The sequence below is a fragment of the Dickeya oryzae genome, from assembly GCF_020406815.2.
GTDB lineage: Bacteria > Pseudomonadota > Gammaproteobacteria > Enterobacterales > Enterobacteriaceae > Dickeya > Dickeya oryzae.
On the sequence record NZ_CP162670.1, the window covers coordinates 58,241 to 79,544 of the forward strand.

Here is a 21,304-nt window from a genome sequence, read left to right on the forward strand (position 1 = left end):
TCTTTGGCATGTTTCGGTCGTGCTAACAGGGGATTGGCCATCGTTTTATGCCCTCAGCGCTTCAGATAACCGCACCACCTCTTTTAACCGCTCGGTGAGTGGCGTGTAATCCTGCGTGAACTTACTGGAGAGCGAGGCCAATTGTTGCCCTAACGAATCAAGCGATTTTTTCAGCGCATCGGATAATGCCGCATCCAGTGCCGTGACTTGCTGCGCGGTTTTGTCGCTCATCTGGCTGATGTTCTCGGTAATCAATCCATTATGGCGTTGAATATATTGTGTCATCTCCTGTGACATGCTGGTCATTAATTGATGTAATTCGGAACCAGCTTTTTGTATTATTTCGCTGGTTTTTGCATTCTGCTCGCTGGCGCTTCGTGCCATATTGTCTGCGCTGAGAGTCATCTGCGCGGTGAAATGGCCGACCGATGATTGCAATGTTTGTGTGGTACTCAGTAAATGCTCAGTTATCAGATTCGCAGAGGTCTGGGCGCCATGCTGAATATGGGTAATCATATCTGCTACCCGGCGTTCAATTTCAGGAATACCGCTTTTGGTCACATCGATAACGTGTGCCAGCTCGCTGAGGTTCGCTTCCAATGCTTGCTCAAGCACAGAGAATGCGCCAATAGTGCGTTCAATATTTGTTGCTGTCTGACTGAATGACTCCGAATGCTCAACAACTTGTGAGAAGCTTTCGCTCGCCTTCTGCATATTGGCTGCCGTCTGGGTTTGTTGTGCAATCATCTCCTGCATTTGCTGGCGATATTGCTCTTGCCAGTCATTAATTTTCCCCACGGCGGCGTTGAGTTGTTTAAAATTTTCACCAAACTGGTCGCTGATTTTTTCATTGAAATCACGAATCACTACTTTTAGTGCATCGATCAGTGTATTAGAGTTATTTTCTGCCTGCGTTTTTGCAAATTCGACAAACGCTTTATGCAAATGGCCTAATTGGTCATTTTGGTCGCTACGAATTAATTTGAGTTGGGTTAACAGTGAGGCTTCTTCATTACCGACCAGCGAGTAATGTAGTTTATCCAGCGCTTTGCCAGAGAGTTGCAGTTGCCTGATGATATCGTCAATGGTGGCATCCTGCACCGGTGCATCGGCCGCATGGGCTTTAGCCCCCCAAAAGGTATAGCGGAATTTTATCGTCAACGCGAAGAAAACGCCGGTGACTGATGCCCAGAACGCAGTTTTTATGCCATTTATTAAATCAGGTAAACTTTTTTCAACATCATTAATATCAAATGCTAGTAAACCCATGGTTATGCCAAAGAATGTTGCACATATACCAATTGTTATCAAAATTCCTGGCGCTTCATTAGCGTTTTTATCTGTGAATTTGATGTGAAAAAAAATAGTAGAAATAATGATAAGTCCGATAAAAAATACAGTATCGTAAGGATGTATAGTAGTCATGACAATCAGCATTGTTGTGTTAGTTGCAGCATGGATAATTATTTAAAGCCATGTCATAAATTTTCATGGCTGATAGATATACCCAAATGGGGTTATCAATAATACTTATTGCAACGTAATTGAGTTACATAAATGATAACGTGATTGCTAGAAATATGAAAGTGTTTCTAAAATAGATTATTACCTTGTTAATGATTTTAATTTTAATAAATGAAGTGAATTTTTTAACAACATCACTGCTATTCCTGGTGGTGATGTTGTTAAGAGTTTATATTAAATTTATTTATAACTATTTTTTCATAATCTCAAAAATTACATTTTTTACCCAAGCAGATAGCGTGTACTGATGATAGATAGGTTCCGGTACGGGTTGGTAAGGGGTATGGATAAAACCTTGTGGAAGGTATCCATCCTGATCCAGCACACATACATTCTGTGGGTTATAAAAATCGTAGCTGGTGATGTGTGGATTCGTCGTAATCAACTTACGCTGATAAGCCATCGATTCATAGGCACGAAACGATAGCCCTGTCTGTTGGCCCTGAAGAATATCTAAAATTGCCCGCGAGTTGCTAATTTCATGGGCTAATTCAGCACCCAACAATAATTTATATGAGGTTTTTATTCTGTTATCTTTTATATATTTTGGTTTCCTGTAGTCCCCAAAATAGAAAATAATATTGGATTTGAGGTCAGGGTTTTTATCAAGGAAATGGGTGACTTGCTGGTATCTCTCCGGCGTGAAACTCATAATGGAGAAAATATCGTACTCACATGCTTGATAAGGAATCGTGCTTTTCCATTCAGAATCAATGTAATTGGTGATTTTGGTGAAGTGGAATTTTTCGCAATCTTCACTATCGAAACTGAGCACGTGATCGAATCGATGCAGGTACAAACCATTTTCTGGGGCTTTTTTCAAACCATCCCACAATGTGGCGACGAGCTTTCTCGCGTGTTGGCGTAATATTGCCAGGTGCTGTTCATTAAACAGCTTAGGTTCTGTCATAATAATGGCATCAAATGGTTCTCTGCCAATAAAGAAATTATGCAAACCTAATTTTATTTGGTTATCAAGAGCAAGGCGTTTGTAGTTTTTCCCGGTTAGCGTTTTATAGATCTTCGAAACGATTCGGTGAGGTGAGTCAAAGTAGCTAAACGTTGACAGATCACAATGATCGATATGGGTAACGTCGTGGCCCTGGCGTTTCATCTCCATCACGATAGGTGTAGCCAAATTAGCCCAATCCGGGCAAATAAATAACAATCGCATTATGCGTTAACCTCGGAATCGTTTTTATTATTCGTTCTGATGCAGTTGGCGTGGCCCTATTCTGCATAAGATTAATACTAAATTCATAAACTCTATGAAAATATAGCACTAAATGTCACGACGAATCTACCAGCCTTATTGGCTGCCGCCGCTTTCCCCTGATATGACTTCCCGCAAACCGTTGCCCTGTTGCGCCAGTCTGAATCCCATCGCCGGACGTCGTTAACGTCATTGCGCGTAAAAATACCCGGCTGACATGGGCCAGCCAGGTGAAGGACAAAATAACGATATCAGGCGTCAGCCGGTTCGATCACCATCAGTAACTGCCCGGCTTGCACCTGATGTCCTGCCTGACGGTGCAACGTATGAATGACACCGGCGACCGGTGCGGTAATGGGGATTTCCATTTTCATCGATTCCAGAATACCGACGATTTGCCCGGCGCTGACGCTGTCACCGGGGGCGGCAAGCCATTGCCACACACTCCCTGCCACCTGACTTTCCACCGCGTAACCGTTAGCCGGAATCACCTCATCGTCGCTGGCCGTCTCTTGCAGGCTGCTGTCGAAGGTGAACTGGCCGTCGGCGCGCCAGCGTGCCAGCTCTTCGTCGAAGGCCTGTTGGCGCTGTTGCTGGAAGGTATCGATAGAGGGTTGCTGTTCAACCAGCATGTGCTGGTAGTCGGCGAGGCGAAACTCCCCCTCTTCAATGCGCAACGGATAATCTCCCCACGGGAAGCGCTCGCGGATAGCCAGCAATTCCTGGGCGCTGACCGGATAAAAGCGAATCTGATCGAAAAAGCGCAGCAGCCATGGCTGGCGAAAGACATCGGTTTGCCGATCGCGATTCCACATCTGTAACGTGCGGCCCACAAACTGATAGCCGCCGGGGCCTTCCATACCGTATACACACAGATACGCGCCGCCGATGCCGACCGAGTTTTCCGCCGTCCAGGTGCGGGCCGGGTTGTACTTGGTGGTGACCAGCCGGTGGCGTGGGTCGAGTGGGGTGGCGACGGGTGCGCCGAGGTAGACATCGCCCAACCCCATCACCAGATAATGGGCGCTGAAGACAGTCTCTTTGACCTGCTCTACCGACGCCAGCCCGTTGATACGGCGAATGAATTCGATGTTGCTGGGGCACCAGGGCGCACCGGGTCTGACCGATTGGGTATAGCGGGTGATGGCTTCGCGGCAGGCGTCGTCATCCCAACTGAGTGGCAGCCAGACGGTACGGGAGGGCACGGCGGCGTGCTGCTGCAGGTCGCCGAGGGCGTCGTCCGCCTGTTGCAGGTGCCTCAGCAGCGCGTTGCGCGGGCAGCGCAGGCTGTCGAAATGGATTTGCAGCGAACGAATGCCCGGTGTCAGTTCCTGCACACCCGGTAACGGGTGCTGTTCCAGCCACTGCATCAGCGCGTGTACGCGAAAACGCAACGCGATATCCAGCCGGTGCTCGCCGTATTCCAGCAACAGGAAACGATCGCCTGCGGCGAGGCAGGTCACCGAAGGTCGCTCGTCCCGTGCCGCTCGGTGGTACAGCACCGGCGACGGGCAACAGGGGACGGGAGCGGGCTCTGCGGCAGGGAGACCGGCGGCGATGGCGCATTCCGCTGCGCGTGCCAGCTCGTCCGCCTGTTCCAGCGTGACCGGAATAAAATGAATGCTGTCGCCTGCTTTGAGCTGGCCCAGTTTCCACAAGTCAGCGTGGATCACCGTAGCCGGGCAGACGAAGCCGCCCAGTGACGGCCCATCCGGCCCCAGAATCACCGGCATATCGCCGGTAAAGTCGACGGTGCCGAAGGCATAGGCATTGTCGTGAATATTGGACGGGTGCATACCGGCTTCGCCGCCGTCGGTTCTCGCCCATTCGGGTTTGGGGCCAATCAGTCGGATACCGGTGCGGCTGGAATTGTAATGCACCTGCCAGTCAGCGGCGAAAAAGGTGTCGATGTCTTGCGCGGTAAAATAGTCCGGTGCGCCGTGGGGGCCATAAATCACTCGCAGCGACCAGTGGGTATTCCAGTCAGGCGCAGGCAATACGGCGTCTGACATGGGGAGCGCCGGCGCGGCCAGATGCAGTACGTCACCTGCGCGCAAGGCCCGTCCGGCATGGCCGCCGAACTTGCCGAGCGTGAAGGTGCTGCGGCTGCCCAGGTAGGTCGGGCAGGCCAGGCCGCCAGCCAGCAACAGGTAGCTGCGGCAACCGGCACCCTGAATATCACCGAGTGTGAGCGTTTGTCCGGCGCGGGCGTGATGAACGCGTCCGCCGTCGAGGGAGGCATTATCCAGCCGGATGTCGATGACAGCACCGGTCACCACGAACGCGCAGTCATGGTTGAAACGCAGGGTTGGCCCACGCAGGGTGATCTCCAGTCCGGCGGCATCGGGTGCGTTGCCCAGCAACTGATTGCCGAGCCGGAATGAGTGGGTATCGAAGGGGCCGGAAGGCGGTACACCGACGTGCCAATAGCCGATGCGGCCGGGGGCATCCTGCACGGTCGTCAGTGTGCCGCCGCTGAGCACATCCAGCGTCGCAGGCTGCCAGACCACGTCGCCCAGAGTCGCGGTGATGATTTCTCCGCGTCTGACCGCAGGCAGGGTCAGCAGGTGGCGTAGCCAGCCGAGGTTGGTTTCGATGCCGTACAGCGATGTGGCTGCCAGCGCCTGCGCCATACCGTCGAGGGCGGCATCCCGGTTGTCGCCGTGTACGAGGATTTTTGCCAGCATCGGGTCATAGAATGGCGATACTTCGCTGCCGCTGTCCAGCCAGTGGTCGATGCGCAGGGTAAGCCCGGGCAAGGCGTTTGGAAAATCGACATGACTGAGCAAGCCAGCACAGGGTTGGAACTGTTTGGCCGGGTCTTCGGCGTATAACCGCACCTGAATGGCGTGACCGCGAGGTGTGGTGATGAGCGTATCAAGCGGCGGCAGGCAACCTGCGCCCAGTTCTACCATCCACTGCACGATGTCGACGCCGTACACCAGTTCGGTGACGCCGTGCTCGACCTGCAGGCGGGTGTTGACTTCCAGAAACCAGAACTGCTTGCTGCCTTCGTCATACACATACTCGACCGTGCCTGCACTGCGGTAATTGACCGCCTGGCACAGCCGAATGGCGGTAGCCTGCAGTTCAGCGCGCACGCTGTCACTTAGATGGGGGGCCGGGGTTTCTTCAATCACTTTCTGGTTGCGGCGCTGGGCGGAGCAGTCGCGCTCGCCAAGGGCTATCACGTTGCCCTGACCGTCGCCGAAGACCTGCACTTCGATGTGGCGGGCCTGAGCGATGAATTTTTCCAGAAATACGCCGTCGTCGGCGAAATTGTTACCCGCCAGTCGCTTGACGCGGGTAAACGCATCAACCAGTTGGGCGTGGTCATTGCAGCGCTGCATGCCGATGCCGCCGCCGCCCGCGGTGCTCTTTAACATCACCGGATAACCGATGCGCTGTGCCTGTTCGCAGGCGCTGTCCAGCGAGGTGAGCAGGCCGCTGCCGGGCAGCAGGGGGACGTCGTTCTGTTGTGCCAGTGCCCGGGCCTGATGCTTGAGGCCGAACGCGGTCATCTGTGCCACGGTCGGGCCGAGGAACACCAGGCCTGCTTGTTCGCAGCGGGTCACAAAACCGGCGTTTTCACTCAGAAAACCATAACCGGGGTGGATCGCCTGCGCGCCACATTGGGCGGCGATATGCAGTAATTTGTCCTGATTCAGGTAGGTATCGCGCACCGGGCCGTCGCCCAGCGACCAGGCTTCATCAGCCTGACGCACATGCTGTGAATGGCGGTCCGCTTCGGCGTAAACCGCGATGGCTTTTACGCCCATTTTTTTCAGGGTGCGGATGATACGCACCGCAATAGCGCCACGGTTGGCAATCAATACACGCTCAAACATGACCGAGTCTCTTACGGGCAGGTCGTCCTGCGCTGTTCTGGACGCGTGTTGCGGGTCGTCCCGCGCGTCACTGTTCCCGATGTGTGCCGTGTCGCTCTGTTTACCAGATAGCGATATCGACAGGTGTGGGGTTGTAGCCATTGCAGGGGTTGTTCAACTGCGGACAATTGGAGATCAGCACCAGTACGTTCATTTTCGCTACCATTTCCACGTATTTTCCCGGTGCGGAGATACCGTCGGCAAAGGTCAGCCCACCGTCCGGTGTGACCGGCACGTTCATAAAGAAATTGATGTTGTGGGTGATGTCGCGTTTGGTCAGCTGGTACTCCGGGTGTTGCGCTACCGCCAGCATCCAGCTGTCGCGGCAGGCATGCATGTGGCGTTTTTCCAGATCGTAGCGCACTGTGTTGCTCTCGGTGGCGCACGCGCCACCGAGCGTGTCATGACGGCCGCAGGTATCCGCCACGATTTCCAGCATCGGGCGGTCTTCATTGGAACGCAGCACGCTGCCGGTAGTGAGGAAGACATTACCCTGGCCGCGCAGGGTGTCGCTCATGCTGTAGCGTTCAGCGGTATCGTCAGCATTGTAGAACAGGGTATCGGCGGCCTGATTGCCTTCGAGGTCGGTAATGCGCAGCGTCTGACCGGCTTCGAGGCGGTGTAACCAGTAGTCGCCAGCCTGAACGGTGGCGCGGTAAACCGCCGAGGCGGGGTCGCGTTGACTGGTCTTTATCATGTTCAGACTCCTTGTGGCTGTTCAGCCAGATAATAAAGTGTGTTGTTGCGAAGGCCACGCTGGTTTTCCGGGCGCTCCAGACAGATAGCCGGTAGCGGCGCGCGCTGATAATCCAGTGTCAGACGCACCGGGTGACGTGGATAATCGGTGGCGGTACTGAGCGGGTGCGGGCAGGTGTGCAGAATCACCAGCGTGTCCATGGCGAAGCGCAGCGTGACGCTGGCACCGGCTTTACCCTGTTGCTCAAGCCGCAGGTTTCCGTTGTCATCGCTGCCGACATGGGCGAAAAAGTTGACGCACGCTGCCATGTCGCGCTTGCCGAGACCGTATTTGGCCAGTTCCACCAGAAAACTGTCGTAGCCGTTTTGGTGACGTTCATTGCGGGCTTGCTGGTAGTTCAGCTCGCCAAACTGACGCGCCACCTGCTGGGCATTGGCGGTGCCGCACACGGTGTCATGCCAGCCGAAACCATCGGCTTCGATACCGCAGAAAATGCGGCCCATATCCGAATACAGGCAGTGCCCGGTCGTCAGGCGAAACGTGTGCTGGCATTTGAGCGTATCCGGGGCGTTGTAGCGCTCCAGCGTGTTTTCCGGGTTGTAGAACAGCATACCGACGTTGGCACCGCCTTCGATGTCGGTCAGACGCAGCGCGGTACCGCGGCGCATCAGCAGCGACCAGTGCGACCCGGCGGGCAGCTCAGTGAGATAATGTTCATTCATGGTGTTCATGGTGTTCATGGTGTTCATGGTGTTCATGGTGTTCATGGTGTTGTGCATAGTGTGATTCCTCCTGGTCAGGCGACATGCCGCTGCCTGTCAATCAGTTCTCCCACTGAAGCCCGCACACCGGCTGGTGCGCGCTCCAATGGCAGGTCATAGGTGATGCTGGCACCAAAGGCGTCTGGTGCTTGTGGGTCCTGACGGAGCTTGTCGAACACCCACAGGCGTGACCCGAGTGAGAATCCCTCTTTAAGGTCATGGGTGATCATGAAAATGGTCAGGCGGTGTTCCTGCCATAACTGGCTGATCAACTGGTGCATTTCGGCACGGATGCCGGGGTCGAGCGCACCGAACGGTTCATCCAACAGCAAAATGCGTGGGCGCTTAATCAACGCCTGCGCCAGCGCCAGCCGTTGTTGCATGCCACCGGATAACTGATGCGGATACTTCTGGGCGGATTGCTCCAGCCCGACCTGACGCAGCATTGCCATCGCCTGATCACGAAGCGCCTGGCGGCGCTTGCCCCATACCCGGCCGAGCCAACGCGCTTCGGCAAACTCCGCGCCAATCATCACGTTTTCTACCACCCGCAGATGAGGGAACACCGAGTAGCGCTGGAATACCACACCGCGATGTTCATCTGGCTCTTGCGGCATTGGCTCGCCGTCGAGTAGCAACTGACCGCTACTGGGGCTTTCGGTGCCGAGCAGCATCTTGAGAAACGTGGTTTTGCCGCAGCCGGAGGCACCGACAATAGAAACGAATTCACCCTCCTCAACGGAGATGTTGAGCCGTTCCAGCACCACCTGACCGTCGTACTCTTTTTTGAGGTTTTTTAGCGTTAATAACGACATAGGTTCTCCTGCATTCTGGCTGGTGGCTTATTTCGCGTAATACCAGGGCCAGCTGCGACGGCTGATGACCCGCAACAGCACATCAAGCAAAAACGCCAGCACGGTTATCCAGGCGACGTAGGGCAAAATGACGTCCATCGCCAGATAGCGGCGCATCAGGAAGATGCGGTAACCCAGCCCTTCGGTGGCGGCGATAGCTTCGGCGGCGATCAGAAACAGCCAGGCGGAGCTGAGCGACAGGCGCACCGCGTCCAGTAAGCGTGGCATCAGCTGTGGCAGGATCACCCGCCACAGGATTTGTCCGCTGTGGCCACCGAGGGTTTGCGCTTTTACCAGTTGTTCCTGCGGCAGGCTCTGGATATAGAGTTGCAGGTCCCGCACGATGAATGGCGTGATGCCCACCATGATCAGCACCACCTTGGATACCTCGCCCAGCCCGAAAACGATGAACAGGATCGGTAGCACCGCCAACGGTGGGATCAGCGCAAACAGGGTGATCAGCGGCGACAGGGTGGCGCGCACCGCCGGGAGTGCGCCACATAGCAGCCCGAAGACCAGCGCCAGCACGGCGCTTAAGCCCACGCCGGTCAACAACCGCAGCAGGCTGGCGGCGGTGTCGACCCATAGCAGGTATTCGCCGGTGCGCTCGTTGGGTTCAAACGCCATACGGTGCATGGCTTGCGCCATCGCTCCCAGGCCTGGCAGCAGTTTGTCAGCGGCGTTCACCGCCAGCCGGGCGTCGGACGCCATCAGGTAGACGAGCAACAGCGCCAGTAGCGGCAGAAACCCCATCATCCCGCGTGTCAGCGGCAACGGCTGGTAGTTAATCAATTTGCGCATCCGGCGTTCTCCTGTATTACAGCTTGTTGTCGACGGCCAGTTTCAGGAACTCGTCGCTAAAACGCAGTTTGACGTTGTTGGTATTACCCCACAGACCAGCCGGAGTTGAGACACCGACCACGTCTGCGCTGGGGGCGCTGTCACCCAGCAGGCCATGACGGAAGGAGAACTCCGCGACTGACTGCATGGTGGTTTTCAACTGCGGCTTCTGAACGAACTCCAGCGTCTGTTTCGGGGTAGCGAACAGGTGGGTAGCGGCCAGTTGGGCGTCAAACCCGGCCAGATCGGTACCGGCGGCTTGCCCCATGGCGGTGCGGGCTTCACGGGCGGTAGCGCTATCGCCTGACATGGTTTGCAGGGTTTCATACCATGCACCAGTCAGCGCTTTGCCTAACTCCGGGTGTTTTTTCAGCGTCGCGGTGTTGACCACCAGCAGATCGAGGATTTCGCCGGGGATTTGCGCGGAAGAAAACGCCAACTGGCTACCCGGCTGTTTTTTGGCTTCCGCCAGCAGTGGGTTCCAGGTGACGATGGCCTGTACGTCAGGCGTACCAAAGGCGGCGACGAGATCAGCATCGGCGGTGTTCACCACCTTGATGTCTTTCTCGCTCATACCGTTCTTTTCCAGCGCTCGTGCCAGCAGGTAGTGAGAGACCGACAGTTGCACCAGATTAATCGGTTTGCCTTTGAGCGACGCCAGGCTGTTGGTCCCTTTGATCAGAATGCCGTCGTTGCCGTTTGAGTAGTCGCCGACGATAAGTGCGGTGCTGTCCACGCCGCCTGCGGCAGGAATAGTCAGCGCGTCCATGTTGGTCATGGCGCAGCCGTCAAAACCACCAGAGGTGTATTGGTTAACGGATTCAATGTAATCGTTGACCTGTACAAACTGGATATCAATGCCGTACTTGTCGGCCCATTTTTTGATAATGCCGTGCTGTTGGGCGTAATCCCAAGGCATCCAGCCGGCATAAATAGACCAGCAGAGTTTAAACGCGGGTTTGTCCGCGGCCTGTACGCCGAGGCTGCACAGTGCCAGTGCGCAAACAAGGAGTAATCGTTGAATCGTTTTCATGGTGAATGTCCTCTGACGTTGGGCGCAATCATTAAAGAAAGAAAAAAGCAGGAGGGCGGCGAGCATGCATCTCGCTGTATCCTCCCGGGCTTTTTTCCCGCCGTGTAACCGCCAGAGGGCGGTCGGTAACTCTCGGACCTGCGCAGTAAAGCCGGAACCCTAGTCACCCATTTCCAAATTGTCTGGCGACACCGGTTGCCCGCTATCGCTCCTGCTGTCGATGATATAAAGCAAAATGCTTGCCAGCTTGTGTGGCAACCTGCGTACCTTTGAAGGGCAATAACCGTGTTTTGATTTATCTATCAAGCTATTAATGGGTGATGTCATCGGGCCAGATGGCAAGCCGGTAAGGGGAGGGATGAGCGATAATGGTTAGCGCGCCTTGTCGGGTTGCACTGTTTATGTGCAAGATGGCACGGTGTTGGTGTGAAAGAGACCAGTGGTGTGCAAGTTCATGCGTACACTGCCCGTTGCGGGAGCGTGCCTGGGTAACAGAACAGACAATTCTGCAGGTGGCATGGCATTTTTCCGGCGTAGAATAGCGATTCTTAACGGCTGAACTGGCGGTTGGGTGAAAAAAACAGGCGTGGTATGTGCCATGCGGCGGCTGGTTCGGTTACGCTTAGGGCGATATGACTGTCGGGTGACGGCTCGTTGGTGAGCCAACAAGGTCGCCGGGTCACGGTAGTGAAAATAAACAGGAGTAGTAATGATGTTGGCGGATTACCGTTCGCGCTGGCTGCTGCCAGTGGTTATGTTGGTTGTGGCATTGCAACTGTCGGCCTGCGGCGACAAGGATAAGGATGCTCGTCAGGCGTTCATCACTTTCCTGCAGGGAATTTCACAACAGGAAGGGCGTCAGTTGCCAGCGTTGACCGAACAGCAGAAACAGAGCTTCGGGCGCTTTACCCAGGATTACGCGGTGATGACCGATTTCAACCAGCAGTTGGATCAGGCATTAGCGGGCAGCCTGACACCGGTGCTGGATGTGATATCCCACATTCGTGTACCGCAGGATTACATGACGCAACGCGATAACCTACGTCAGACGCTTGGTGGCCTGAATATGCTAAGCCCACAGGTGCAGAATGCCAAAACACTGGCGGATAACGCCCGCCGGGCGCTCAAGCAGACGGAAGAATTGCAGTCGGTGTATGACAAGGTCTACAACCGCGCGGTTTCTTTGCCTGCAAACGCGATGGTGACCGTGGTGCCAGCCAGCACGTCATTTGCGCAGAGCGTTGTGCAGGTAGGGGAGTATCTCCAGGCACAGGGCAACCAGGTGGTATTTGGTAACAACGGCGTACAGTTCCACACCCAGCAGCAGGTGGATCAGTACAACAGCCTGATGACGGACATTGCTAACCAACAGCAAAAACTGTTCACCACCCTCAAGTCTCAGAATTTCCTGCCCCACTAAGGTGGTTCGCGATATGGGCCGGTTTTCGCGAAAAGGCCGGCCCACGGCGAAATTTATTGTGATTTAAATCACATTTTACATACAAAACCGATATGCAAAATTGTGATGCAAATCACTATTTTTTGCGGCCAGATTGTTTTTTTTCTAACCATTTCCCCATTTTTATTATTTTTTTGTGAATTATGTCACTCATTTGTGGCTTATTTTCGGGTGTTGTATGTGATTTTGATCACGTTTTTGTCGTGAGTTGCGGTCTGAAAACCACGTGCTAGAGTCCGCTGTGATAACGGAGTTTTTTGGGGCCACGCTATTGCGATTTTTCACCGTCACGCGGCGTCGTCATGGTGAAGCGCTGTAAGCGGCAATAGCAGTATGCACACGGTGCGGTACGCGACCTCATGATACCGACGGAAGTCATCACGCTGTCTAACAATCAATAATTACCGCGCACGCTTTCCGCCGCGCGTTTCAAAGGGGTGTATCTCTATGCTCTCACCAGATACCAAGGTCAAAGTGCAGAATTTTGGCCGTTTCCTGAGCAATATGGTGATGCCGAATATCGGCGCCTTTATTGCCTGGGGGATTATCACAGCACTGTTTATTCCTACCGGATGGATCCCTAACGCGACGCTGGCCAAACTGGTCGGCCCGATGATCACCTACCTGCTGCCGCTGCTGATTGGTTTTACCGGCGGACGTCTGGTCGGGGGAGAGCGTGGCGGCGTGGTCGGCGCGATTACCACCATGGGTGTGGTGGTCGGCTCCGATATTCCCATGTTCCTCGGTGCCATGATTGCCGGTCCGCTGGGTGGCTGGGCTATCAAACACTTTGACGCTGCCGTTGACGGCAAAATCAAAAGCGGCTTTGAGATGCTGGTTAACAACTTCTCCGCCGGTATCATCGGCATGCTGCTGGCGATTCTGTCTTTCCTGGCGATTGGTCCGCTGGTTGAGGCGTTGTCGCACGTTCTGGCTGCCGGTGTGCACCTGATGGTGCAAAACAATCTGTTGCCGCTGGCGTCGATTTTCGTTGAACCGGCGAAGATCCTGTTCCTGAATAACGCCATTAACCACGGTATCTTCTCGCCGCTGGGCATCCAGCAGGCGACAGAAGCCGGGAAATCTATCTTCTTCCTGATTGAAGCCAACCCTGGGCCGGGTATGGGTGTGCTGGTGGCCTACATGCTGTTTGGACGTGGCAACGCCAAACAGTCTGCACCGGGCGCGGCTATTATCCACTTCCTCGGCGGGATCCATGAAATCTACTTCCCGTATGTACTGATGAACCCGCGTTTGATCCTCGCTGTGATTCTCGGCGGGATGACCGGTGTGTTCACGCTGGGCGTGCTGAACGGCGGCCTGGTTTCTCCGGCATCACCGGGCTCTATCCTGGCAGTGCTGGCGATGACGCCGAAAGGCGCGTACTTCGCCAATATTACGGCGATCGCCGCCGCGTTTGCGGTCTCGTTTGTGGTGTCGTCTATCCTGCTGAAAAGCAGCAAGGTGAAGGATGATGAAGAACTGGAGCAGGCTACCCGTCGCATGCAGGAGATGAAATCGGCGTCCAAAGGTCAGGCTGTCGGCGGTGTGAGCGGCGATCTGAGCACTGTGCGTAAAATCATCGTCGCCTGTGACGCCGGTATGGGGTCCAGTGCTATGGGTGCCGGGGTGCTGCGCAAGAAAGTACAGGATGCGGGTTTGCAGACGATTTCTGTGACCAACTGCGCTATCAATAACTTGCCGGATGATGTGGATCTGGTGATTACGCACCGTGATCTGACCGAGCGCGCCATGCGTCACGCACCGCAGGCTCAGCATATTTCACTGACCAACTTCCTGGATAGCCATCTGTACAGCGACCTGGTCGCTCGTTTACAGGCAGCACAAGCGGGCAATGTTAAGCCGGTTCAGGCGGCTCCTGCTGCTGTGCAGGCGGCAGCCCCGCAGACACTGTTTCAACTGACGGAGAAAAACGTCTTTCTGAACCTGCAGGCGGCAGATAAAGAACAGGCTATCCGTTTTGCTGGTGAACAACTGGTAAAAGGGGGTTACGTTGAGCCTGCGTATGTCGATGCGATGCAGGAACGTGAGAAACTGACCTCGACGTATTTGGGTGAGTCTATCGCCGTACCGCACGGGACGATTGAAGCCAAAGACCGGGTACTGAAAACCGGCGTGGTGTTCTGCCAGTACCCGCAAGGGGTGCGTTTTGGCGACGATGAAGACGATGTGGCCCGTCTGGTGATTGGTATTGCCGCCCGTAATAACGAACATGTGCAGGTCATCACTAACCTCACCAGTGCGTTGGATGACGAGTCGGTGATAGAACGGCTGGCTCAAACGCAGAATGTGCAGGATGTCCTCGACCTGCTCGGTGGCAAGTCCCCTGCCTGACAGATAAAAAAGTAAGTGCCGCCTTCGGGCGGCGCTTTCTTTCACAGACAGTTTTTCACAGATAGTTTTTCACAGATTGTTAAATCTCAGTAGTAAGGTCATGCATGATGAAAGCATTACATTTTGGGGCCGGTAACATTGGCCGTGGTTTTATCGGCAAGCTGCTGGCGGATGCAGGCGTTGGCCTGACGTTTGCGGATGTGAACCAGCCGTTGCTGGATGCCATCAATCAGCACGGTAGTTATCCGGTGCGGATTGTCGGTGAACAGCAGCGTGTGGAAACGGTCAGCCAGGTTAGCGCGGTACACAGCGGTGGGACGCAGGCGGTCACGCTGATTGCCGAGGTGGATTTGGTGACAACGGCGGTGGGGCCGCAGATCCTGGCGAAGATTGCCGGTACTATTGCTCAGGGGTTGATAAAGCGTCAGGAAAACGGCAATACCGCGCCGCTGAATATCATCGCCTGTGAGAACATGGTGCGTGGTACCAGCCAGCTCAAACAGCATGTGCTGGCGCAACTGCCGGAAGAGACGCAGGCGTGGGTGGCACAGCACGTCGGCTTTGTGGATTCGGCGGTAGACCGTATTGTACCTCCTGCCGATGCGGGCGAATCCAACCCGCTGGCGGTGACGGTGGAAACCTTCAGTGAATGGATCGTGGATAAAACCCAGTTCAACGGTGAGCCACCGGCGATAACCGGTATGGAACTGACCGATAACCTGATGGCTTTTGTTGAGCGTAAGCTGTTCACCCTGAATACCGGCCATGCGATTACCGCCTATCTTGGTCAGCGTGCCGGGCACGGTACCATTCGTGACGCCATTCTGGACCCGGCCATCCGCCGTGTGGTGCAAGGGGCGATGGAAGAGAGCGGTGCCGTATTGATTCGCCGCTATGGTTTTGATGCCGAGAAACATCAGGCTTATATCCGCAAAATTCTTACCCGGTTCGAAAACCCGTGGTTGCACGATGAAGTCGAGCGTGTTGGCCGTCAGCCGCTGCGTAAACTCAGCGCAGGTGATCGCCTGATCAAGCCGTTGCTGGGTACGCTGGAATATGGCTTGCCCCATGACAACCTGATTCAGGGGATTGCCGCTGCGATGCATTACCGTAGCGAGCAGGACTCGCAGGCGCAGGAACTGGCGACGTTGATAGCCACACAAGGGCCACAGGTTGCGCTGGCGCAGATTTCTGGTCTGGATGCTGATAGCGAGGTTGTCGGAAAAGCGGTGAGTGTGTATAACGCCATGCAGTAATCGGCGCGTCTCGGCACAGGTCAGGCTGTGTCCCTGCTTTTCAATCGAGTGCGTTGGATAGGACGGGAGCGTTGACGATGAGAAGCCATGCTCCCGTGGAGTCAGCCGCTCCACCGCGCAGGGGCAGTACTGTGCGCAGAATTAATGTACGAGAAGCGACGATGGACGATACGCAGGCATTTGAAAACCGGGTACTGGAATCCCTGAATGCATCGAAAACGGTCAGAAGTTTTATGCTGATGGCCGTCGAGTTATTGTCGGAAGCGGTCAGCCTGTTGATGTTGCAGGTATTCCGCAAGGACGACTATGCCGTAAAGTACGCCGTCGAACCCTTGTTATCCGGTAGTGGGCCGCTGGGTGAGTTGTCCGTACGGCTGAAGCTGATTTACGGGCTGGGCATGATTAGCCGTAAAGAGTATGAAGACACCGAACTGTTGATGGCGTTGGGTGAGGAATTGACTCACGATGAGCATGAGTACCGGTTTACGGATGATGAAATCCTGGGGCCGGTTAGTGAATTGCACTGCGTGAGCAGCTTACCCCAGCCGATGCCGTCGCCGGGTGTTGAACCCGATGATGCATTACTGGCGGCGATGCAGCAGCAGCGTTACCAACAGATGGTGCGCTCCACACTGGTGCTATCGCTGACGGAACTTATCGCGGGCATCAGCCTGAAAAAAGCCTTCTGATTTCAGTGTGCGGTTGGCGTCTGCCATTACCATCCACCATAAACACCCGCCATAAAAAAGGGCAACCCAGCCGGGTAATGCCAGTCACTTAAGGTGACTGGCATTGTTTTTAAAAGGGTATTTGGGCTTTTTTTGCCTCACTTCTCTTTCATACTCCCGCTCCCGTCTCGGCGGCAGTTTCAGCATCGCGGCATTGCTGTAGAAGTGTTTCAGGTGTCCCGGTACTGCTCCCGGTGAGGACCATGGCAGCCCGATTAACAGCCGCATTATTTCTGCCACCGAACCGCTGAAGCTCAGCTGATACGGCAGATAATCTCCTTTCAGGCTGAACGCCATTTTCACCATCTGATACCGCACCAGGTTGTATGTCAGCAGTATCCCCCACAGCTCCTGTCTCACCATCTCCGGTAATTTACTTCTCAGCGTCCAGCGGTTGCCGCACAGGAACTGCTTCGCCTCACGATACCCCAGTTCGATTTCCCACCGGTGTTTGTAGAGTTCTGCTATGTCTGCCGCCGGGTAACGCATCGCGTCCGTCATCGATGTGACAACCTGACGTTCCACACCGTTAACCTTCCTGCTGATTAACCGGACAGTGAGCTCATCCGGCAGACCTTCCCACTGTTTTCTTGCCTGTGGCGAGGTCTTCAGCGTTATCAGTTCATCCTGCCTGCCCAGTCTGCGTATCACCTCATACTGCGTGCCCTTTTTCAGCGGCAACAACCAGTGGCGGTTCTCTCCTGCCCTGTGCCAGTCATGCAGCAGGCCTGTTGACCAGAAGCCCCTGTCAAACAACGTCACGCTATTATCCGGTGCCTGCTTTGCCAGTCCTGCCGCCAGCCGCATCTCATTAACGTCATACCGGCCCATCACGCTGGCGCGCAGCAGGTGACTGCTCAGTTCCATCAGACACACCATGCGGACCTGCGGGAAGCCTTTTTCACCGTACTGATTTTCCGCTTTCGCGAAGGCAGCGGCATTTTCCGGTGTGTCGGGCGTTCGCCAGACCACGCCATCAACGGCGTTCAGCGTCAGCCCGTTCCAGAGCGGATGCCGGGATTCCTCATGCCAGTGCTGTTGTGTCAGTTCGAACAGAACTCTAATGGCATCCTCACCCAGCGTTTTGCGGCGGGCAATGACGGAGCTGGGTGCGGTAAAAGGTCTGCCAGTCCGGTCAGCGATGTCCATCAGATTGACGATATGGGACACAGGCTTGTTGTTGAAAATAGCCATACCTATAACCAGCCAGACCATGGATTCGAGGGGAAGCTTACGCTTACGTAGCGTCACGGTATCCGTGAGGGTAAAGGCCTGCTGAATAAGGTCGGGGGAAAGGAGGTCGGCAAGACTCTGAACTTCATCGGGAGCAGTAAGATTGATAATGCCGAGGGCCTGTGAAAGTTCCATTAAAAAGGGTCCATGTGAAGACATGAACCCTTTTTACATCAGCCACCGGATCGGTCAACCGATCCTTAAACGATCGGCATTAACCCAGCCGGGTTGCCCTTTTCTGTGCTGCTTTATCGCTTCCCCTTTTTACCGGTTTTGCTGTGGTAAAAAGGGGCGGTCGTTTGATGACGGATTAACGCTTATAAGACAGCTGTTGTTGGTGACTGGCGAATGGCAAACCGTGACTCGCGGGTGCCAGCTCATGCGTGGATGAGAGGCGGAAAACCGATACGGCGTTGGAGAGCACCATAGCCTGTTCTTCCAGCGAGCTGGCGGCAGCGGACGACTGCTGCACCAGTGCGGCGTTTTGCTGGGTGGTGCTGTCCATCTCGACAATTGCCTGGTTCACCTGCGCGATGCCGCGACTTTGCTCATCGGACGCGACGGTAATTTCCCCCATGATGTCGTGTACATGCGTCACTGCTGTCACGATCTCCTGCATGGTTTTACCCGCCGAGTGGACCAGATGCGCCCCTTTCGATACCTGCTCGACCGAGGTGGAAATCAAGCCTTCAATCTCTTTGGCTGCCTGCGAACTGCGCTGTGCCAGGTTACGCACTTCATTGGCGACCACGGCGAAACCGCGACCCTGCTCACCTGCACGGGCCGCCTCTACCGCAGCGTTAAGCGCCAGAATATTCGTCTGGAACGCAATGCCGTTGATAACAGAGGTGATTTCCGCGATGCGTTTGGAACTGCCTTCGATATCGGACATGGTTTGCACCACATCGGCGACCAGTTTGCCGCCTTCCTGCGCGGTGTGCGTGGCGTCCAGCACCAGTTTGTTGGCCTGATGGGCGTTAGCGGCGTTCTGTTTCACAGTAGCGGTGAGCTGTTCCATGCTGGCGGCGGTTTCTTCTACCGATGCCGCCTGAGATTCGGTGCGGGCGGCCAGATCGTTATTGCCGGTGACGATTTCGCTGGCGGCAGTGGTTATCTGAGTGACCCCCATCCGAATATCATCGATCATGTTATGCAGGTTGGCCTTCATTTTTGCCATTGCACCAAACAGCATACCCAGCTCGTCATGGCGTGTGGTTTCAATCGCGACAGTCAGATCGCCAGTGGCGATACTTTCAGCAATAGCCACTGTACTGTTTAATGGACGGGTAATCAGGTGCGAGATATACCAGGCAATCAGCGCGCCGAGTATCAGGGTAATCAGCGAGGTAATGGCAATCTGCCATTCGGCACTGGTGATATCGCTCTGGGTAGCGGCGGTTTCCTCTGCGACCATCTTATCGACCGTGTCGAGCAATTGATTGGCGGTTTCGCCCAGCAGTTTGGCCTGTTCCATCTCTACCGTATAAGCCGGAAGGTAAGCCAGAATCTGTGTTTTATAGGTCGACAGCGTAGAGACAACCGGTGCCATGATCTCTTGCTGTTCCGGCGTCAGCGCCTGAATAAATTGGTTGAGCCCTTTTTGTGCATCGTCCAGAGCGGTAATCAGCGGTTTTTCCGCCTCGCTATTTAATGACAACAGCAAGCCACGCACCAGGTAGCGCACGTTCACCAGCTTTTGGTGCAATAAGGTGAGTTGTAACTGCAGTGGTATGTTGCCAGCGACCTGTTGTTCTATTTGTTTGAGCGGCTTTTCAGAGTCGGACAGGTTCCAGCTTTTTCTGACGGCATCTTTTTTGGCTACGGCGTCCGTGTAATTCTTCTGACGCTCTTTATATTGGGCAATCAGCTTGCTGATATTATCCAGACGCTCATTATAATCGCCACGCCAGGGTTTATCCTGAATAGAAGAAATTAATTTAACAATATTATCAATATGTTTACTATTCTCTTTGATACTATCTGGGCTATAGCTGGCACTATACAGTGCGCGATAATAACGGGCTTCAGTCACTTCATCATTGATTTGGTTGCTGAAGATAACTTTTTCAAAACGCCCTTTCAGTGTTTCAATATAGCGGACACTCACGGCCGCAATAACGACAGTCAGTAATAGGATCAAGGAGAAGCCTAATCCTAACTTCTTGCCTACTTTGATATTTTCGAATTTTATAGCCATTGGTTTTCTTCCATCATTAATAGGCTCTTAATCACCGGGGATTTAGCTGTTCACTATCAGGTTACCCTGCATCACCTGGCTTTTTCCGATGCGGGGAGCAGGGGTATTGCCCCTCGTGGTTGCGTACCCCATCTGATATCAGGAACGCTGCCTGGTTGTTGCTTTTCTTGCTGTGCCTTTAAATCTATTGGGTAATTGTGTGAATATAAAATTGCCATGCTGGCGGCCATATACCGACTATGACGAGAGCACGCTGAGTCTATCGGCGTACCCTACTAAAACTTTATACCCACCATACTTCAAGTTGCCGGTGTGTGAGGCTTTCCTGCAACCCCAATGATTTAAGGTATACACTGTTTTTCCTGTTCATGATTCGAAAAACACAATAAAAAAAACCCGGTATAACGAAAGTTATTCCGGGTTTGTGGGTTTAATTTCCTGTTCGGAAATTAATTGTTACTTTCTGTATTATTTCTTCGCTTCGGCAAAACGCTTAGCGGCTTCGTCCCAGTTTACAACGCTCCAGAAGGCTTTGATGTAATCCGGGCGACGGTTCTGATATTTCAGGTAGTAGGCGTGTTCCCACACGTCCAGCGCGATGAGCGGGTAGCCGGAGGCACCGGAAATCGCTTCACCCATCAGCGGGCTGTCCTGGTTGGCGGTGGAAACCACAGCCAGCTTGCCGTCATCTTTCAGTACCAGCCACGCCCAGCCTGAACCGAAACGGGTTGCGGCAGCCTGCTCGAATTTTGCTTTGAACTCGTCAACGCTGCCGAAATCACGCTCAATCGCAGCTTTCAGTTCACCTTCCAGCGTGGTGCCCAGTTTCAGCCCTTTCCAGAACAGGCTGTGGTTGGCATGGCCACCGGCGTTATTACGCAGCGGGCCTTTCTTGTCAGCAGGCAGTTGATCCAGCTTGGTGATCAACTCTTCGGCAGACAGGCTGGCAAATTCAGGCAGGGACTCCAGCGCTGCGTTAGCGTTATTGACGTAGGCCTGGTGGTGTTTGGAGTGATGGATTTCCATCGTCTGCGCGTCGAAATGCGGCTCCAGTGCGTCATAAGCATAAGGCAGGGATGGCAGTGAATAACTCATGTTTAGCATCTCCATTGTTGTGGTGCGCAAATTCTTGTCATGTACAAATCGTTATCATGCACAAGGCGTTTGTGTAACCGGTCTGTGCGGCACCGTCGTTTGTTAGCACCGCGTAAGCATTAAGTTCATTATAGTTAATTAAATGATCTTGAAAACGATTATTCGCGGTGAA

At 54.2% G+C, this 21,304-nt stretch carries 15 protein-coding genes and 1 riboswitch; of the genes, 4 read left to right on the forward strand and 11 right to left on the reverse strand.

Annotation, left to right across the window (positions count from 1 at the left end; all coding sequences use genetic code 11):
- Positions 1-45 precede the first annotated feature (45 nt).
- From LF929_RS00280 to LF929_RS00315, 8 genes are all read right to left on the reverse strand, one after another.
- Positions 46-1,425 carry a hypothetical protein gene (locus tag LF929_RS00280; protein WP_152490354.1) on the reverse strand — a complete coding sequence of 460 codons (1,380 nt, stop codon included), beginning with the start codon at positions 1,423-1,425 and terminating at the stop codon, positions 46-48.
- A 289-nt stretch (positions 1,426-1,714) separates the two neighbouring features.
- Complete coding sequence (locus tag LF929_RS00285) at positions 1,715-2,698, reverse strand: hypothetical protein (protein WP_226092796.1); 984 nt, start codon at positions 2,696-2,698, stop codon at positions 1,715-1,717.
- Between the two features lie 290 nt (positions 2,699-2,988).
- Positions 2,989-6,585, reverse strand: a complete 3,597-nt coding sequence (gene uca, locus LF929_RS00290) for an urea carboxylase (protein ID WP_226092801.1) — start codon at positions 6,583-6,585, stop codon at positions 2,989-2,991.
- 100 nt (positions 6,586-6,685) lie between these two features.
- Entirely contained in the window at positions 6,686-7,321 is a 636-nt protein-coding gene (locus LF929_RS00295; RefSeq protein WP_210176836.1) for an urea amidolyase associated protein UAAP2, read from the reverse strand.
- Between the two features lie 2 nt (positions 7,322-7,323).
- Positions 7,324-8,043: an urea amidolyase associated protein UAAP1 gene (locus tag LF929_RS00300; protein WP_023638586.1), complete on the reverse strand. Its 720-nt coding sequence runs from the start codon at positions 8,041-8,043 to the stop codon at positions 7,324-7,326.
- Between the two features lie 74 nt (positions 8,044-8,117).
- Positions 8,118-8,897 (reverse strand): ABC transporter ATP-binding protein, encoded by a 780-nt coding sequence (locus LF929_RS00305; RefSeq protein ID WP_038902911.1) that lies wholly within the window; start codon positions 8,895-8,897, stop codon positions 8,118-8,120.
- Between the two features lie 27 nt (positions 8,898-8,924).
- Positions 8,925-9,737, reverse strand: a complete 813-nt coding sequence (locus LF929_RS00310; RefSeq protein ID WP_038902912.1) for an ABC transporter permease — start codon at positions 9,735-9,737, stop codon at positions 8,925-8,927.
- A 16-nt stretch (positions 9,738-9,753) separates the two neighbouring features.
- Positions 9,754-10,809 (reverse strand): putative urea ABC transporter substrate-binding protein, encoded by a 1,056-nt coding sequence (locus LF929_RS00315; RefSeq protein WP_210174821.1) that lies wholly within the window; start codon positions 10,807-10,809, stop codon positions 9,754-9,756.
- A 79-nt stretch (positions 10,810-10,888) separates the two neighbouring features.
- Positions 10,889-10,983, reverse strand: a riboswitch (guanidine-I (ykkC/yxkD leader).
- Between the two features lie 535 nt (positions 10,984-11,518).
- Between LF929_RS00315 and LF929_RS00320 the strand changes: the two genes are divergently transcribed.
- The 4 genes from LF929_RS00320 to LF929_RS00335 all read left to right on the forward strand — a co-directional run bounded on the left by LF929_RS00320 (position 11,519) and on the right by LF929_RS00335 (position 16,568).
- Positions 11,519-12,229 carry a DUF3053 domain-containing protein gene (locus LF929_RS00320; protein WP_028085539.1) on the forward strand — a complete coding sequence of 237 codons (711 nt, stop codon included), beginning with the start codon at positions 11,519-11,521 and terminating at the stop codon, positions 12,227-12,229.
- Positions 12,230-12,715: 486 nt separating this feature from the next.
- Positions 12,716-14,623 carry a PTS mannitol transporter subunit IICBA gene (locus LF929_RS00325; protein ID WP_226092797.1) on the forward strand — a complete coding sequence of 636 codons (1,908 nt, stop codon included), beginning with the start codon at positions 12,716-12,718 and terminating at the stop codon, positions 14,621-14,623.
- Between the two features lie 107 nt (positions 14,624-14,730).
- The gene (locus tag LF929_RS00330) at positions 14,731-15,879 is read left to right on the forward strand and encodes a mannitol-1-phosphate 5-dehydrogenase (protein WP_210176883.1); all 1,149 of its coding nucleotides are present in this window, start codon (positions 14,731-14,733) and stop codon (positions 15,877-15,879) included.
- Between the two features lie 77 nt (positions 15,880-15,956).
- Positions 15,957-16,568, forward strand: coding sequence for an MltR family transcriptional regulator (locus tag LF929_RS00335; protein ID WP_226092798.1), 612 nt, complete (start codon positions 15,957-15,959; stop codon positions 16,566-16,568).
- Positions 16,569-16,652: 84 nt separating this feature from the next.
- Here LF929_RS00335 and LF929_RS00340 read toward each other — a convergent pair whose 3' ends face one another.
- The 3 genes from LF929_RS00340 to sodA all read right to left on the reverse strand — a co-directional run bounded on the left by LF929_RS00340 (position 16,653) and on the right by sodA (position 21,132).
- Positions 16,653-17,975: an IS4 family transposase gene (locus LF929_RS00340; RefSeq protein ID WP_102800868.1), complete on the reverse strand. Its 1,323-nt coding sequence runs from the start codon at positions 17,973-17,975 to the stop codon at positions 16,653-16,655.
- 175 nt (positions 17,976-18,150) lie between these two features.
- A complete protein-coding gene (locus tag LF929_RS00345; RefSeq protein WP_226093378.1) occupies positions 18,151-20,037 on the reverse strand; it encodes a methyl-accepting chemotaxis protein in 1,887 nt (628 codons plus the stop codon).
- A gap of 468 nt (positions 20,038-20,505) precedes the next feature.
- Positions 20,506-21,132 (reverse strand): superoxide dismutase [Mn], encoded by a 627-nt coding sequence (sodA, locus tag LF929_RS00350; protein ID WP_016941577.1) that lies wholly within the window; start codon positions 21,130-21,132, stop codon positions 20,506-20,508.
- Positions 21,133-21,304 lie beyond the last annotated feature (172 nt).